Origin of the sequence: Streptomyces sp. NPDC051684 (assembly GCF_044453445.1) — a bacterium.
In the GTDB taxonomy this organism is placed as follows: Bacteria; Actinomycetota; Actinomycetes; order Streptomycetales; family Streptomycetaceae; genus Streptomyces.
Window position 1 is genome coordinate 262,884 of sequence record NZ_JBITCS010000001.1, and the last position, 15,131, is coordinate 278,014.

General features: G+C 73.4%; 10 protein-coding genes. 4 read left to right on the plus strand and 6 right to left on the minus strand.

Going from position 1 to position 15,131, the window contains the following annotated elements:
• Positions 1-412: 412 nt before the first annotated feature.
• From ACIA8D_RS01270 to ACIA8D_RS01290, 5 genes are all read right to left on the minus strand, one after another.
• Positions 413-1,651 (minus strand): hypothetical protein, encoded by a 1,239-nt coding sequence (locus tag ACIA8D_RS01270; protein WP_399227848.1) that lies wholly within the window; start codon positions 1,649-1,651, stop codon positions 413-415.
• Positions 1,652-1,747: 96 nt separating this feature from the next.
• Complete coding sequence (locus ACIA8D_RS01275; protein ID WP_399227849.1) at positions 1,748-3,001, minus strand: hypothetical protein; 1,254 nt, start codon at positions 2,999-3,001, stop codon at positions 1,748-1,750.
• An 83-nt stretch (positions 3,002-3,084) separates the two neighbouring features.
• Entirely contained in the window at positions 3,085-4,374 is a 1,290-nt protein-coding gene (locus ACIA8D_RS01280; RefSeq protein WP_399227850.1) for a vWA domain-containing protein, read from the minus strand.
• The gene (locus ACIA8D_RS01285) at positions 4,371-6,764 is read right to left on the minus strand and encodes a DUF5682 family protein (RefSeq protein ID WP_399227851.1); all 2,394 of its coding nucleotides are present in this window, start codon (positions 6,762-6,764) and stop codon (positions 4,371-4,373) included. Before ACIA8D_RS01285 ends, ACIA8D_RS01280 begins: the two co-directional genes overlap by 4 nt.
• Positions 6,761-7,918 carry an AAA family ATPase gene (locus tag ACIA8D_RS01290; protein ID WP_399227852.1) on the minus strand — a complete coding sequence of 386 codons (1,158 nt, stop codon included), beginning with the start codon at positions 7,916-7,918 and terminating at the stop codon, positions 6,761-6,763. Before ACIA8D_RS01290 ends, ACIA8D_RS01285 begins: the two co-directional genes overlap by 4 nt.
• 178 nt (positions 7,919-8,096) lie before the next feature.
• On the opposite strand from ACIA8D_RS01290, the gene ACIA8D_RS01295 reads away from it, so the two are divergent.
• Positions 8,097-9,506, plus strand: a complete 1,410-nt coding sequence (locus ACIA8D_RS01295; RefSeq protein WP_399227853.1) for an SWIM zinc finger family protein — start codon at positions 8,097-8,099, stop codon at positions 9,504-9,506.
• 149 nt (positions 9,507-9,655) lie between these two features.
• Positions 9,656-11,221 carry a DUF5691 domain-containing protein gene (locus ACIA8D_RS01300; RefSeq protein ID WP_399227854.1) on the plus strand — a complete coding sequence of 522 codons (1,566 nt, stop codon included), beginning with the start codon at positions 9,656-9,658 and terminating at the stop codon, positions 11,219-11,221.
• 119 nt (positions 11,222-11,340) lie between these two features.
• Here ACIA8D_RS01300 and ACIA8D_RS01305 read toward each other — a convergent pair whose 3' ends face one another.
• A complete protein-coding gene (locus ACIA8D_RS01305; RefSeq protein ID WP_399227855.1) occupies positions 11,341-11,763 on the minus strand; it encodes a cobalamin B12-binding domain-containing protein in 423 nt (140 codons plus the stop codon).
• Positions 11,764-12,166: 403 nt separating this feature from the next.
• On the opposite strand from ACIA8D_RS01305, the gene ACIA8D_RS01310 reads away from it, so the two are divergent.
• Positions 12,167-13,174, plus strand: a complete 1,008-nt coding sequence (locus ACIA8D_RS01310; protein WP_399227856.1) for a lipase family alpha/beta hydrolase — start codon at positions 12,167-12,169, stop codon at positions 13,172-13,174.
• 335 nt (positions 13,175-13,509) lie between these two features.
• On the plus strand, positions 13,510-15,081 hold the full coding sequence (locus tag ACIA8D_RS01315) for a M23 family metallopeptidase (protein WP_399227857.1): 1,572 nt from the start codon (positions 13,510-13,512) through the stop codon (positions 15,079-15,081).
• Positions 15,082-15,131 lie beyond the last annotated feature (50 nt).

The following is a 15,131-nucleotide window of genomic DNA, read 5'->3' on the forward strand; positions in this document are numbered from 1 at the left end:
GTGATCTCGCGGTTCGTTATCTGCGTGGGCGTGCCGCGAGGGGCAACGTGACTCCGCTGTCACACGTGACGGGTGCCGTCGCCGACACCACTTGCTGTCACTAGGGAGGCGTACACGGTGACCGAGTACGCGGCATGTCCGTCTCGCAGGCTATCGCCGCTCAGCGACGGCTTCTAAATCGCAGATCACACCTGAGCGGTGATACCCATCACAGAGCGTCCCGTTTGTGGTGCTATCTGCGGTGCTGCCGATCAGGACCGGGAATGGAAACGGCCTCACCGGGCGGGGGTACGCCCGGTGAGGCCGCAGGTCAGCGGGTGGTCACGTCCCCAAGCGGACCACCCGCTGTCATGCCCGGAAAGCGACCCGATCCGACCGATGGCTTTCGGCCGTCCGGGCACGGTCGCGTCGGTCAGACGCCGGGCAGGTAGCTGGGCGCGACGGAACCGGCGACACCCTGCACACCGGTGACGGCGTTGCCCGCGAGCGGCTGGGCGTCGGCGCGCACCGTGCCGGTCAGGTCCTGCGCGAACGGGGCGACCTCATGGGTCACGCCACCGGCCAGCGGGGCGGCGTTGTCGCCGACCACGGTCTGGGCGAAGGGGGCCACGTTGTCGCCGACCAGGCCCTGCGCGAGCGGCTGGACGTCACCGGTGACGCCCTGCGCCAGGCCGTGGGCGCTGGTGCCGACGCCGCCGACGACCGGCTGCACGTGGTCGACCACCGTCTGCACGAGCGGCTGGACCGCGTCCACGACGCCGCCCGCGAACGGGGTGACGTCGTTGCCGACCACGCTCTGCGCGAACGGGGCCACGTTGTCGCCCGCGACGCCCTGCGCCAGCGGCTGGACCTGGCCGGTGACACCGGCGGCGAACGGCGCGACGTTGTCGCCGACGACGGTCTGCGCGAACGGCGTCACGTCGCCGACCGCGCCGCCCGCGAGGGTCGTGACGTCACCGACGGCCTGGCCGACGACCGGGAGCACGCCCTGCACGGCGGTGTTCGCCACGGGCGGGAGCACGGCGTCGGCGGTCTCGCCGACGGCCGGGGCGGTGTTCGTGCGGACGTTGTCGACGGCGCCCTGGGCGGTGCCCTGCGCGTTGTCCTGCACGTAGGCGGGGGCCTGGGCCGCGGCCTGCGTCAGCTCCTGCTGGAGCTGCGGGGCGAAGGCGTCGAGCGGGCCGAACAGGTAGTCGACGCCCTCCTGGGCGCGGCCCTGGACGTCGGCGACGTGGCCCGCGGCCTGGTCCTTCACACCGGCGACGTCGGAGACCTTCGGGACCTGGACGTCCGGGGCCTGGACCTGGGGCGCCTGGGCCTGGTGGGCCTTCGACTGGACCTGGGCCTTGGCGTGCTGGGCGGTGGCCTTGGCCCTGTTGGCGACCTTGGTGTGGTCGACCTTGTCGGTGATCTTGTTGTCGGTGACCTGGTCGGTGACCTGGTTGTGGGCGACCTTGTCGGTCACCTTCGAGGCCGTGCCCTGCACGTCGGAGGTGACGTTCTGGACGTCCGACACGGTGTCACCGGCGACGTCCGGCACGGACACCGAGTGCGCGGGCAGCTCGTCGGCGCTGGCCACGGCGGAGCCGAGGGCCCAGGCACCGGAGACGCCGGCGGCTATGACGATGGAGCGGCGGATGTTCTTGTTCATGGGTACGTCAGTTCCTTCGAGTTCCTGAATTCACTTCACGGCTGGGCAGACCTGTTCCGCCCCCGCGCGGCAGGTCACGAGCGGGGAACTGGCTGCCTAGCCGGGGAATTCAGGAACTTCGCGAAGCCGGTCGACCACCGGCGCGGTGCCGCCGGACGCCGTGGCGCCGGACGCGAGCAGAACGGGCGCACGGTCGCCGAAGGCCGCCGCGTGCAGATCGCCGTGGCGCGAGGAGCCGCCGTCGCCCGCGCTCGCGCCCGCCGACGGCACTCCGTCGGGACGCTGCGGTACGACGGGCGCCGCGGGCCGCGCCTCGGCCCGCGCACCGGCTTCCGCCTTCTGTCCGTCGCCGAACCGCGCGACGTCGTACGCCTGCGGGTCGCTCGCCGCGGCGTGCGAACGGTCCGTGGCCTGCGCCGCGGTGGGCCGCTCGCCGTGCTCCCGCTCCGCCGAGGCGTTCGCCTCGTGCGGCGTGGTGGCGGCGGGCGGTTGCGGCTGGTGGTTGGCCGGGTCCACGATGTCGTCGACGAGCCCGCCGAGGCCGACGTCCGGCAGCTGCCCCGGCACCACGGCGACGAGATCGGCGACGGCGCGCGTCGCCAACTCCTCGACCGGACCGGTCAGCCGGTGCACCGCGGCACCGACCGGGGCGGTCAGATACCGCACGGCGTCGACCGCGGCCCCCAGGCGCGCCCGCCCGTCGCCGAGGGACTCGCCCCGGACGGACTCAAGGCGCTCCCGCAGGGATTCGGCGGACAGGGACTCGGCGGACACCGAGGCCTTGTGCCGCACGGCGTGCGCTGCGTGCCGTACGTCGACGGGGGTCGGCGCCTGCTCGACGGCCCAAATCGACGCGAGGTCGGCGGCGGGCGACGGGGCATCGGCGGACGACGACGCATCGGTGGACGACGGGGCGTCGGCAGGCGACGGAGTGGCGGCAGGCGCGGCCTGTCGCTCCGGCGTCGCGATGCGGTCCCGCGGGGGCGCGGGCACCGCTGCGGGCGCGGGCGTCGCGGGGGCCTTCGCATGCATGTGCTCGGGCTCGGCGGCCGGTTGGGCGGGCCGCTCCGTGGTCGGCTCGCTGGTCGACTCGGCGGTAGCCGGTGCCTCGCGGGAGCCCGTCCCGCGCAACTTTCGCACGGAGTCGGCCACATGCTCCCGCACGGCCGCGTGCCCCGCCCGGAGCGAATCGGCACCGGACGCGCCCGCGTCCGACAGGCCGTCCGCCTGCGCCCGGCCGCCGCACAGGATCCCGAGGACGAACAATCCGCCGAACAGCAGCGCCAGTTGCAGCGCACGCCGCCCTGCCGTCGCACGCGCCAGGCGCGCGACGGGGGCGGGAAGTGCCATCGGGGAAGTCACGGTGGCCGAATCCTCGCACGGGGCGAGGGAGGCGGCGCAAGCCCCCTGTTCCCCCTGTTACCGATGGGTACTCATATCCGGTTCGCGGCGGGTGCACCCTTTTCCGATGCGGCGTCCGGTATCGGCAAGGGGCGTTTCTCGATGGCCGCCGCCATGACGTCGGGGAACAGATCCGGGGTGCAGGCGAAGGCCGGCGCGCCCAGACCCGCGAGCGCCGCGGCGTGCTCCCTGTCGTAGGCGGGCGCGCCCTCGTCCGAGAGCGCGAGCAGCGTCACGAACTGGACGCCGGACGCCTTCATCGCGGCGACCCGCTTCAGCATCTCGTTGCGGATGCCCCCTTCGTAGAGGTCGGAGATGAGGACGACCACGGTCTCGGCGGGGCGGGTGATCTGCGACTGGCAGTACGCGAGCGCCCGGTTGATGTCGGTGCCGCCGCCGAGCTGGGTACCGAACAGGACGTCGACCGGGTCGTCCAGCTGGTCCGTCAGGTCCACGACGGCCGTGTCGAAGACGACGAGCCGCGTCGCTATCGAGCGCATGGAGGCGAGCACCGCCCCGAAGACCGAGGCGTAGACGACGGACGCCGCCATCGAGCCCGACTGGTCGATACAGAGGACGACCTCCTTCTTCACGGACTGCGCCGCCCGCCCGTAACCGATCAGCCGCTCGGGCACGATCGTGCGGTACTCGGGCAGGTAGTGCTTGAGGTTGGCCGCGATCGTGCGGTTCCAGTCGATGTCGTGGTGGCGCGGCCGCTGGACGCGGGCACTGCGGTCGAGGGCGCCGGTGAGGGTGGCGCGGGTGCGCGTGGCGAGCTTCTTCTCCAGGTCCTCGACGACCTTGCGCACGACGGCGCGCGCCGTCTCCTTCGTCGTCTCGGGCATCGCCTTGTTGAGCGAGAGCAGCGTGCCGACGAGGTGCACGTCCGCGTCGACGGCCTCCAGCATCTCCGGTTCGAGCAGCATCGTGGAGAGCCCGAGCCGGTCGATTGCGTCCCGCTGCATGACCTGGACGACGGAGGACGGGAAGTAGGTCCGGATGTCGCCCAGCCAGCGGGCCACGGCGGGGGCGGACGCCCCGAGCCCGGCGCTGCGGCTGCCGCCGGGCTGCTGGTTCCCGCCCTTGCCCGAGCCGTAGAGCGCGGCGAGGGCTCCGTCCATCGCGGCGTCCTGCCCCGCCAGTTGGCAACCTGTGCCGTCCGCGGAGTCTCCGCCGAGCACGAGCCTCCAGCGCCGCAACCGCTCGTCCGTGCCGACCCCGGCCTCGGTGTCGGTCCCGCGACTGGTGCTGGTGCTGGTGCTGGTACTAGTGCTGGTACTGGTGCTGGTGCTGGTGCTGGTGCTGGTGTCGATGGTGGTCATGCCACCGCCCCCTCAAGGCTGTTGTCGCCCTCGTCGTTTCCGCCACCGGTACCTGCGACCGCACCCGCGCCCGCGCCGAGCAGGAGACGCAGCACCGGCAGCACCGCGTCCGCGCGCTCCGTGTCCAGGTCCTCGGCGAAGCCGCGCGGGCCACCCGTGGCCGGGGACTGCCCGCCGCCGGAGGGGCCGCGTCCGACCAGTTCGCCCAAGGTCCGCCGCACGCCGGGCTCGTACGCCGAGAACGTGCGCCGCAGCAGCGGCAGTACGTCCGTGAACGCGTCGCCCGACACCCCCGTCAGCCACGCGTCGACCAACCCCAGGAGCCGTTCGTCGTGCACCAGGAGCAGTCCGCCGCCCGAGCCGCCGCCGACGAAGCCCTCGATCCACGCCGCCGCCTCGGCCGGCGCCGTGCCGGGCGAGAGGGCGAGGCTCATCAGCCGGGCCGCGTCGTCCTCGTCGAGCACGCCCTCGTCGAGCAGCACGCGCGCGCACCGCCCGCGGATCACTCCGGCCACACTGTCCCGCTCGGCGAGGGTGCGCAGCACGGTCCGCCAGCGCTCGCGCACCCCGGCGTCCTCCAGGAGCGCGACGGCCGAGTGCACCGCGTCGACATGGCCGCGCATCTCCCCCGCCGCCTCCGCGTCGAGCCCCGCGCACGCGGGCGGGAGGCCGACGAAGACCCGCTCGGCGAGGCCCGCCGCGACCTCCGCGAGGGCGCCGGTGTCGGTGCCGCGCACATCGCCGTAGCGCAGGGCGCGGACCAGGGCGGGAAGGGCGCCCGCGAGGTGTCCGACGTCCGCGTCGAGAGCGGCGCGGTCGGCGAGGATCCGCATCACCGTCGGCAGCGCGTCCGAGAGGCCCGCGAGCAGGCAGACCTCGGCGAGCGCCGTGACGTCGGCGAGCGCGCTCGCGGCGACCGCGTCCGACTCCGCCTTGGCGGTTGCGGCGGCGAGCACGGTCGTCCCCCACACCCCGGCCTCCGCGACCCGCACGGACAGCTCCGGCTCCCAGCGCAGCCGCCACGACTCGCGGAAGGTCCCGGTGGAGCCGCGCGCCGATCTGGCCGGCTCCCCCCAGGCGACGCCCAGGAGCCGCAGCCGGTGCAGCAGGCGGCTGCGCGCGGCGTCGGTGTCGCCCCGCAGGTCGAGGTCCAACTCCTTCTCCGCCGCGGCCGGTTTGAGCCGCAGGGAACGCTGCTGCCGCGTGAGGTCGCGCTGCAGCGGCACCGCGGGCGCCGCCTCGGGCACCTCCCCCAGCACGTCCCCGACCACCAGCTTGTCGTGGATGAGCGACAGCGGTACGTCCGAGCCCTCGCACAGCACCGCCCGCACCGCGTCGGTGGTCTCGGTGAGCCCCGCGAGCGGCCGCCCGCGCATCACGGCGAGGGTCTCCGCGAGCCGCACGGCCTCGATGACATGGGCGGAGGACACGATGCGGTCCTCCGCGCGCAGCAGCCCGGCGACCTTGGTCAGCCAGCGCTCCACGGGCCGGTCCGGTGCGCTGAACAGATGTCCGTACCAGCCGGGCGAGTCGATCCCCGCCCCGTATCCGCTGGCGCGAGCGAGCCGCCGATGCGTCCACGGCACCCACGTCATGTCGACCTTCGCCCTCGGCAGGCCCTTGAGCAGGGCCCGGTCGGCCGCGACGGTCGTCTTCTTGCGCAGCGCGGGTACGTGCCACGCCCCGCACACGACGGCCACGTCGTCCCCGAACTCGCGCTGCGCCACCCGCACTTGGAGTCGCATGTACGCCTCGCGCAGGAGGTCGCGCCCGTGTCCCCCGTCCCCGCACGTCTCCCGCAGCGCGCCCATCGCCTCACCCAGCGCGGCGAAGGCGTCGCCGTCCCGGTGCTCGACGACGTCCTCCCACCAGCGCTCGGCGTCGTCGTATCCGGCGGTCTCGGCGAGGACGCCGATGGGATCGACGCGAACGGCCCCCTTCTGCGCGCCTTCCTTCTGCGCGCCTGCTTCCTCCGGCTTCCCTTCCTCCGACTCCCTCTCCTCCGACTCCCCCTTCTCCGGCGCGATCTCCTCCGCCGCGTCCTCCTCCTCGGCCCGCATCGCGAGGCTGTGCGCGGCCGGCAGGTCGATGAAACGCACCGGCACGTCGTGCGCCGACGCCCAGCGGATCGCGACCCACTCGGGCGAGAACTCGGCGAACGGCCAGAACGCCGACCTCCCCGGCTCGTCCACGACGTGCCCGAGCAGCGCGACCGGCGGTCGCATGCCGGCGTCGGCGGCGAGCGGCACGAGGCCGTCGGCCTCCGGCGGCCCTTCGATCAGTACGATCCGCGGCCGCGCGGCGTCGAGCGCGGTGCGCACGGCGCGCGCGGAGCCGGGCCCGTGGTGCCGCACGCCCAGCAGCGCGGGGCCCGTGGTCGGTGTCGTCATGCGCTCACCTCTCGGCAGGCCCGGTAGAAGTCCTTCCAGCCGTCGCGCTCGCGCACCACGGCCTCCAGGTACTCCTGCCAGACGACGCGGTCCGCCGCCGGATCACGCACCACGGCCCCGAGGATTCCGGCGGCCACGTCCGAGGGGCGCAGCACGCCGTCCCCGAAGTGGGCCGACAAAGCGAGGCCGTTGGTGACGACGGAGATCGCCTCGGCGGTCGACAGCGTGCCGCTCGGCGACTTGACCTTCGTCCGCCCGTCGGCCGTCACGCCGTCGCGCAGCTCGCGGAAGACCGTGACGACGCGGCGGATCTCGTCCATCCCGTCGGGCGCGCTGGGCAGCTCCAGCGCGCGACCCACCTGTTCGACCCGGCGCGAGACGATGTCGACCTCGTCCTCCACGCTCGCGGGCAGCGGCAGCACGACGGTGTTGAACCGGCGCCGCAGCGCGCTCGACAGATCGTTCACCCCGCGGTCCCGGTCATTGGCCGTGGCGATGAGGTTGAAGCCGCGCACGGCCTGCACCTCCTGCCCCAACTCCGGTATCGGCAGGGTCTTCTCGGACAGGATCGTGATCAGCGTGTCCTGCACATCGGCCGGGATGCGCGTCAGCTCCTCGACGCGCGCGGTCATCCCCTCCGCCATCGCCCGCATGACCGGGCTCGGCACGAGGGCTTCCCTGCTCGGGCCGTTGGCGAGCAGCTGCGCGTAGTTCCAGCCGTAGCGGATGGCCTCCTCCGGCGTCCCCGCCGTGCCCTGCACGAGCAGCGTCGAGTCCCCGCTCACGGCGGCCGCGAGATGCTCGGACACCCAGGTCTTGGCGGTGCCGGGGACGCCGAGCAGGAGCAGCGCCCGGTCGGTCGCCAGCGTCGTCACGGCGACCTCGACGATGCGGCGCGGACCCACGTACTTCGGCGAGATCACCGTGCCGTCGGGCAGCGTGCCACCGAGCAGATACGTCGCGACGGCCCACGGCGACAGGCGCCAGCGGGCCGGCCGCGGCCGGTCGTCCTGGGCGGCGAGCGCCGCGAGTTCCTCCGCGAACGCCTCCTCGGCGTGCGGCCGCAGCGCCTCGTCCGCGGCCTGCCCCCCGCCCTGACTCCCGCCCTGGCTCTCGGTCTGATTCCCGGTCCGGCTCTCGACGGAAATGGTCATGGCTGTCCCCCTCCAACTCGCCCAACTCGAACCGTCACGACGAGCCCTCGACCGCTCTCGCCGCGTGATGTGTTCCACGGTGCACCACGCCACTGACAATCGACCCCGGCGTCAACATCTGCGCAGGTCAGAGCAGTTGTCGGGGCGATTGTCAGTGGCGGGATCTACCGTCGAGGACATGAATCAGCTGGGGGTGCGCTGGACGACGGATCAGGTGCTCGCACTGGCGCCTGACGCCGCGTCACGCAAGGCGGGAAGCAAGCTCGGGGGACCGGGCCCGTGGTCGGGAACCGGGAGTTCCGCGGGCGCGGAGGATACGGACGAGGGGGCGGTATGGGGACTGTGCAAGGGGAGCGGCAGCAAGCCGTACCAGACGATCGTGGACATCGGCGGGGGCGCCCCGAGCTCGAACGGGCCGGGGTACAAGTGCAGTTGCCCGAGCCGCAAGTTCCCGTGCAAGCACGCGCTCGGGCTCTTGCTGCTCTGGGCCGGCGGGGACGCGCAGGTGGCGGCGGGCCAGTCACCGCCGGAGTGGGCCGAGCCCTGGCTGGCGGGGCGGCGAAAGCGGGCGGATTCCCAGCAGACCGCAGCGTCGGCTCCCGGCACGGGAGGCGCCCCGGCGGATCCGGAGGGGGCCCGGCGCAGAGCCGAGCGGCGCGCCCAGCGGATCACGGCGGGCGCGACGGAGCTGGAGCAGCGCCTCACCGACCTGCTGCGCGGCGGCCTCGCGCAGGCGGAGCAGTCGGGTTACGGGCTGTGGGAGGAGACGGCCGCGCGGATGGTCGACGCGCAGGCACCCGGACTCGCGGCGCGGGTAAGAGAGTTGGGGGCGATCCCGGCGTCCGGGCCCGGCTGGCCGGTACGGCTGCTTGAGGCATGCGCCCTGCTCCACCTCCTCGACCAGGGCTGGCTGCGCCGAGACGCCCTGCCCGAGGACCTGGCGGCAACGGTCCGCTCGCGCGTGGGCCTCCCCTCGGCGGACAGGGAACCGCCCGTGCGCGACCGCTGGCTGGTCCTCTCCCAGTACGACACGGCGGACGGCCACCTCACCACGCGCCGCATATGGCTGTACGGCACGCAGAGCGCGCGCACCATACTGCTCCTCTCCTACGGGGCGGCCGGCCGCGCTCCATCGCTCGCCCTGCCGACCGGACGGGTGCTCGACGCCGCGGTGTCGGCGTATCCGGGGGCGGGGACGCTCAGGGCTGAGCTGGGCGAGCAGTTCGCCGTGGCGGAGTCGGACGACATACGCCCTGGTGCCGTGCTCCCGGAGGGAGTTGACGTCACCGCCGGCCTCGCCGCCTACGGTGCCGCGCTCACGGCCGATCCCTGGCTGGACTCCTGGCCGGTGACGCTCGCGGAGGTGATACCGGCCCGGGACCCGGACGGCCACTGGCAACTGGCGGACGCCGGGGGCAAATCGGCACTCCCCCTCACCACACACGCGGCGTCGTCCCCCGGCCTGTGGCGCCTGGTCGCCGTGTCCGGAGGCGCACCGGTGACAGTGTTCGGCGAATGCGGCCCGACCGGTTTCCGCCCACTGGCGACGTGGCCGACGAAGACCGGAGAGGTCCTGGCCCTGTGCTGACACCCCCGGTATCGCCCATCAAACGGTGCCGCAAATCAAGCCCCTGCGGCGATTGAGCAGCGGGCCCGGGGCAGAGCCCCGCGACCGCAACCCCGGTACCGGCGCACAAACCCCGCCCAACAACCACCGCGCGCACCACGGAGAGGACCATGACAACGACCACCACCTGGGACGACCTGGTCAGCGCCGCCCTGCTCGGAACCGACCGCCGCCCCGACCGCCCCCCACTCGCCCTCCTCGACGAGGCCGCCGTCCACACCGTCCGGCGAAGGGCCGGTCTGCGCCCCGCCGCTGCCACCGCGCCGCCCGACCGCACCGAGGACGACCCGCGCCCCCCGCTGCCGACCGCCGCGCGGCAGCGCCTCGCACTCCTGCTCACCGACCGCTCCAGCGGCACCGGTTCACGCCGCGGCACCGCCCCCGACCTCCTCGAACTGCTCCCGCAGTGGCTGGCCACGGCCAACGCGCACGGGTACGCGCCCCCACCGGAGCTGCTGCCCGCGCTGCTCGACGCGGCGCGCGGCCGCACCGATCTGCGCCCGCCGGCCCTCACGTTCGCGGGGCCGCGCGCCCGGTGGCTGGCCCGGCTCAACCCGGACTGGAAGTTCGCGCTGCGTGCCACACCGGGCGTCGGCGCCGTACTGCCGCCGCCGGGGGACAGCGAACAGGTTCGGCTGCGGTGGGAGGAGGGCCTGTTCGCGGAGCGGGTGGCGCTGCTCGCCGCGGTCCGGGCGCACGATCCGGGCGCGGCCCGGGCGCTCCTGGCCGGGACGTGGGGCACGGAGCGCGCCGAGGACCGCCTGATGTTCCTCGACTCGCTGCGTACGGGGCTCGGCGACGCGGACGAGCCGTTCCTGGAGCAGGCGCTGACCGACCGCAGCAAGAACGTACGGGCGACGGCGGCCGAGCTGCTCTCCGCGCTCCCCCGCTCGGCGCTCGCCGCGCGGATGGCGGACCGGGCGCTGACCTGCGTGGCGCTCGACCGTGCGGACGGGACGGTCGTCGTGGAGGCGCCGCACGAGTGCGACCCGGGGATGGAGCGGGACGGCGTCGTGGCGAAGCCGCCCGCGGGGCGTGGCGAACGGGCGTGGTGGTTCGGGCAGTTGGTGGAGGCGGCGCCGCTCGGCCGGTGGCCGGACAGGTTCGGGGGCCGGGGCCCCGAGGAGGTCGTGGCGCTGCCGGTCGCCGACGACTGGCGCGGGGAACTGCACGCGGCGTGGTGCCGGGCTGCGGTCCGGCAGCGGGACATCGCCTGGTCCCGGGCGCTGCTCGGGGCGCCGACGGTGTCGGACGCGGCGGGGCCCGGGGCGGTGTCGCTCGCCGAGCGGGCGAAGCTGCTCGCGGCACTGCCGGGGGCGGAACGGGCGGACTGGGTGGCGCAGTTCATCGCGGCGCACGGGCTGTCCGAGGCGTTCCAGCTGCTGGGGGTGTGCGGCACGCCGTGGGCGCGGCCGCTCGGGCGGTCCGTGGTCGACGCGTTGAACATCGCGCGGGACGCGGGGAGTTACCCGTGGAGCTTCAGCGGGGTGACGGGGCTCGCGGAGCGGTGCCTGGACCCGGAGGAGGTCGTGCGCCTCGACGGGCTCACGGCGGCGGTGGAGGAACCGGAGGGCTCGGCGCCCGGGGCCGGGGGGTACTGGACGGAGGCCTTCCAGCGCCTCGCCGGCACGCTTCGGCTGCGCCGGGCGATGCGGGACGAGCTGAACCCGCCGTGAACCGGCCTCGCGTTCCTGTTGCGCGGCACCGGAGTTGCGGTCTCGGGGCTCCGCCCCGGACCCCGCTGCTCTATCGCCGCAGGGGCTGGAGCTGCCCCAGCGGCGAGGAAACAGCCCGGTCAGCCGCCGGACGGCGCCGGCTGGCGGACGTTGGCGCGGACCCAGTCGACGATGGAGGCCGTCGTGGCGCCCGGGGTGAAGATCTCCGCGACGCCCTTCTCCTTCAGCGGCGCGATGTCCCCCTCGGGGATGATGCCGCCGCCGAAGACCTTGATGTCCGCGGCGTCGCGCTCGGCGAGGAGCTCGATGACGCGGGCGAAGAGCGTGTTGTGCGCGCCGGAGAGGATGGACAGGCCGATCGCGTCGGCATCCTCCTGGATGGCGGTGTCCACGACCTGCTCGGGCGTCTGGTGCAGGCCCGTGTAAATGACCTCCATACCGGCGTCGCGCAGCGCCCGCGCGATCACTTTGGCCCCTCGATCGTGGCCGTCGAGTCCCGGCTTCGCGACGACCACGCGGATCGGCCCGGCTGCCACACCCATCACTGCCTCCCTGAAACGACTGCTCAAGCAAAAGTTGAAGCGACTGTTCAAAAGACTGATGCCCGAAGTGAACGAACGTTATCGACAGCATCCCGCAAGCGGCCGTTTCACGGTGCGGACCGAGGGGGAAATCACACGGTGGGACACATTCGCTGCGCGCCGCGACTGCCACAGGCGGGACTCACCGCCACATCCGGGACAGGCGCGAGGGAGCCGCTTCGAGGTCGCCGCGCCACCGCGCCGACAGCCGCACGGCACGGTGGCACGGTGCTTCCGGCTGCCGTTCGGACCGATGAGTCGGCGCATCGGGCACGACCGGCGCCGCCAGGCCGCTTTGGCCGGCTCTCATGAGCGCACACGGGGGACAGAGGCGTCCTCCCGTGTGCCGACGGGAGGTTGACCGATGAAGGTCACGAGGACCTTGCCCTTTCGCCCCCTCTGCCACCTGCTGCCCACGAGACTGGCCGGTCTCTCGATCGCGCTCCTGAAGGCGACCGCCCTGGAGCTGGCCATCCTCGCGGGCCACCTGCTCCTCTATCCCTCGGGCATCCTCCCGGAACGAAGGCAGCCCCTGGCGCTGCCCCGCCACCCCTCGACCTCGCCGCCCTCGGAAACCCTGGACGCGCTGGACGCCCTGGCCGCAACCACCGCCCCGGACGACTCCGGCACTGGATCCGATGCGGACGACGCGGACGCCGGGGTCCACATGGAGGACGCCCCGCTGGGCACGGCGGCGGATGGCCCGCGCCTGCCCACCCGCGCCAAGCCCCCGGTCCTGCTCCTGCACGGTTTCATCGACAACCGCTCGGTCTTCGTCCTGCTGCGCCGTTCCCTCGCGCAGCACGGCAGGCAGCACGTCGAATCGCTCAACTACTCCCCTCTCACCTGCGACATCCGGGCCGCCGCCGCGCTCCTCGCGCGGCACGTGGAGGAGGTGTGCGAGCGGTCGGGCCGGGACCGGGTCGACATAGTGGGGCACAGCCTGGGCGGCCTCATAGCCCGTTACTACGTGCAGTGCCTCGGCGGCGACACGCGGGTGCGCACGCTCGTGACGCTGGGCACCCCGCACGGCGGCACGCGCGTGGCGCCGCTCGCGGACGCGCACCCGATCGTCCGGCAGATGCGGCCCGGCTCATCGGTCGTCGAGGAGTTGAAGCGGCCGGCGCCCGGGTGCCGTACGCGCTTCGTGAGCTTCTGGAGCGACCTCGACCAGCTGATGCTCCCGCTCGAGACGGCGTGCGTGGACCACGCGGACCTGCTCGCGCAGAACGTACGGGTCACGGGCATCGGTCATCTCGCGCTGCCGGTGCACCCGGCCGTCGCGACCGGCATCCGGCAGGCCCTCGACGCGGAGCCCGCGGAAGGAGCCCGTGCCGCCGACAAGACCGGCGGCGGCCTGACGGTCGCCTGACCACCTGATCCCGGCCCGCCCGATCGGTGTCCACCCCCGCCCGTCCGCGTCCATCCGTGTCCGCTTCGTCGAACGGATCTCGAACTCAGAGCCAAGGAACTGTCCGCAGTCCACCCAAAGGCGGTTGATTGCCCGTTTCCCCCGGGCCGGAAACCCGACGAAGATTGTCGCGCCCTCATACCGACGGGTACAGTCACCGCACTGCTCTGGCAGCCCCTGTTGTCGAGGCGAAAGAGAAGTTGGTGAACGACCGCAATCCGTCGGGGACCGTGCCTTACGCGGCGTACGACGGTCACTCCGCGACCAGCTTCGCAAGCGACCCTCTCTTCGGCGACATGGCAGAGGACCCGTACGAACCGGGCTCTCATGCGACCGGCCAGTGGCACACGGCCCCCCAGCAGCAGTACGCCGACCCCTACGCCTCCTCGTACTACGACACCGGCACCTACGACGCCGGCGCCTTCGCCACCGGCCCCTATGACACCGGTTCCTACGACACGACCGGCGCCTGGGCGACCGGCGGGTACGGGCAGGCCGCCGACATCCCGGCGCAGCAGCCCCGGTCGATGGCCGAGCAGCACGCCACGGGCCAGTGGGACACCTCGGCGTACGAGACGCAGATGTACGCGGCTCAACACCCCCACACGCAGGGCTTCGAGGCCCCGTCCTTCGGGACGCAGACCTTCGACACCCAGACCTTCGACGCGCAGACCTTCGACACGCAGTCCCTCGACGCGCAGACGCATACGCAGTCGTTCGACACGCAGTCCTTCGAGACCCAGAGCTTCGAGACCCAGAGCTTTGAGTTCCAGGAGTTCGAGGCGCAGCACTTCGAGGCGCAGGGCTTCGAGACGCAGAGCTTCAGCACGCACGACACGCACGACACCCAGGGCTTCACGCACACCTTCCAGTCCCCCGTCTTCGGTGCGACCGCGTACGACACGGGTGCGTACGACGCCACGCAGTGGAACGCCTCCGACGCCGTCGGCACCGCGGAGACCGAGGTCCAGCCCGAGCCAGAGCCTGTCACGGAGGCCCCCGAAGCGGACCACGCGCACGGGCCCGTCCTCGACCTCGACCACTCCCCCGAGCCCGATCCCACGCCCGAACCCGCCCCCGCGGCCCCGCAGCCCACGACGCGCAGGGCCGGGAAGAACGTCTCCCGCGGTCGCGCCGGCCGTCGCCGTCCGGCCAAGCGGTCCGCGCTCGTCACCGTCGTCGTGCCGTCGGTCTGTGTGGTCGGCGTCGCCGGGATCGCCGCGGCGAGCGTCGGCGGCGGCAGCGAGGACGACGGCAAGGAGACGCAGGCCGCGGCCGCTTCGGAGGCGCAGGCCGTGAAGCCGGCCGTCGCCAACAACAAGCTGGACTCGCAGCTGAAGGACCTGTCCGCCGACGCCGGCGACTTCGCCGACCGGGCGAGCCGCACGCAGGAGCGGATCGACCTCAGGGCGAAGCAGGAGGCGGCGCGGAAGCAGGCCGCCGAGGAGGCCGCGCGCAAGGAGGCGGCGCGGCCCAAGTTCGTGCTGCCGGTGAAGCAGCACGGGCTGAGCGCCTTCTTCGGGCAGGCCGGCGTCAACTGGATGTCCCAGCACTCCGGCATCGACTTCCCCGTCTCGTACGGGACTCCGGTGATGGCCGCGACGGACGGCACCGTGAAGACGCAGTGGAACAGCGCCTACGGGAACATGGCCATAGTCACGGCCAAGGACGGCACGGAGACCTGGTACTGCCACCTGTCCTCGCACACCGTGATGAACGGTCCGGTGAAGGCCGGTGACGTGATCGCGCGGTCCGGGAACTCCGGCAACTCGACCGGCCCGCACCTGCACTTCGAGGTGCACCCCGGCGGGAGCGCGGCGATCGACCCGCTGCCGTGGCTGCGCGGCCACGGCCTCGACCCGAACTGAGCCGCCCGCCGCCCCACCCCTGTGGGGCGGCTACGACGTCCGTAGGACGG

What these genes read in the sequence shown, in the direction of transcription:
- ACIA8D_RS01280 (WP_399227850.1), bottom strand. Translation starts at nt 4,374, where the DNA reads ATGACCACCATCGACACCAGCACCAGCACCAGCACCAGCACCAGTACC.
- ACIA8D_RS01310 (WP_399227856.1), top strand. Translation starts at nt 12,167, where the DNA reads ATGAAGGTCACGAGGACCTTGCCCTTTCGCCCCCTCTGCCACCTGCTG.
- ACIA8D_RS01295 (WP_399227853.1), top strand. Translation starts at nt 8,097, where the DNA reads ATGAATCAGCTGGGGGTGCGCTGGACGACGGATCAGGTGCTCGCACTG.
- ACIA8D_RS01270 (WP_399227848.1), bottom strand. Translation starts at nt 1,651, where the DNA reads ATGAACAAGAACATCCGCCGCTCCATCGTCATAGCCGCCGGCGTCTCC.
- ACIA8D_RS01300 (WP_399227854.1), top strand. Translation starts at nt 9,656, where the DNA reads ATGACAACGACCACCACCTGGGACGACCTGGTCAGCGCCGCCCTGCTC.
- ACIA8D_RS01275 (WP_399227849.1), bottom strand. Translation starts at nt 3,001, where the DNA reads ATGGCACTTCCCGCCCCCGTCGCGCGCCTGGCGCGTGCGACGGCAGGG.
- ACIA8D_RS01290 (WP_399227852.1), bottom strand. Translation starts at nt 7,918, where the DNA reads ATGACCATTTCCGTCGAGAGCCGGACCGGGAATCAGACCGAGAGCCAG.
- ACIA8D_RS01285 (WP_399227851.1), bottom strand. Translation starts at nt 6,764, where the DNA reads ATGACGACACCGACCACGGGCCCCGCGCTGCTGGGCGTGCGGCACCAC.
- ACIA8D_RS01305 (WP_399227855.1), bottom strand. Translation starts at nt 11,763, where the DNA reads ATGGGTGTGGCAGCCGGGCCGATCCGCGTGGTCGTCGCGAAGCCGGGA.
- ACIA8D_RS01315 (WP_399227857.1), top strand. Translation starts at nt 13,510, where the DNA reads ATGGCAGAGGACCCGTACGAACCGGGCTCTCATGCGACCGGCCAGTGG.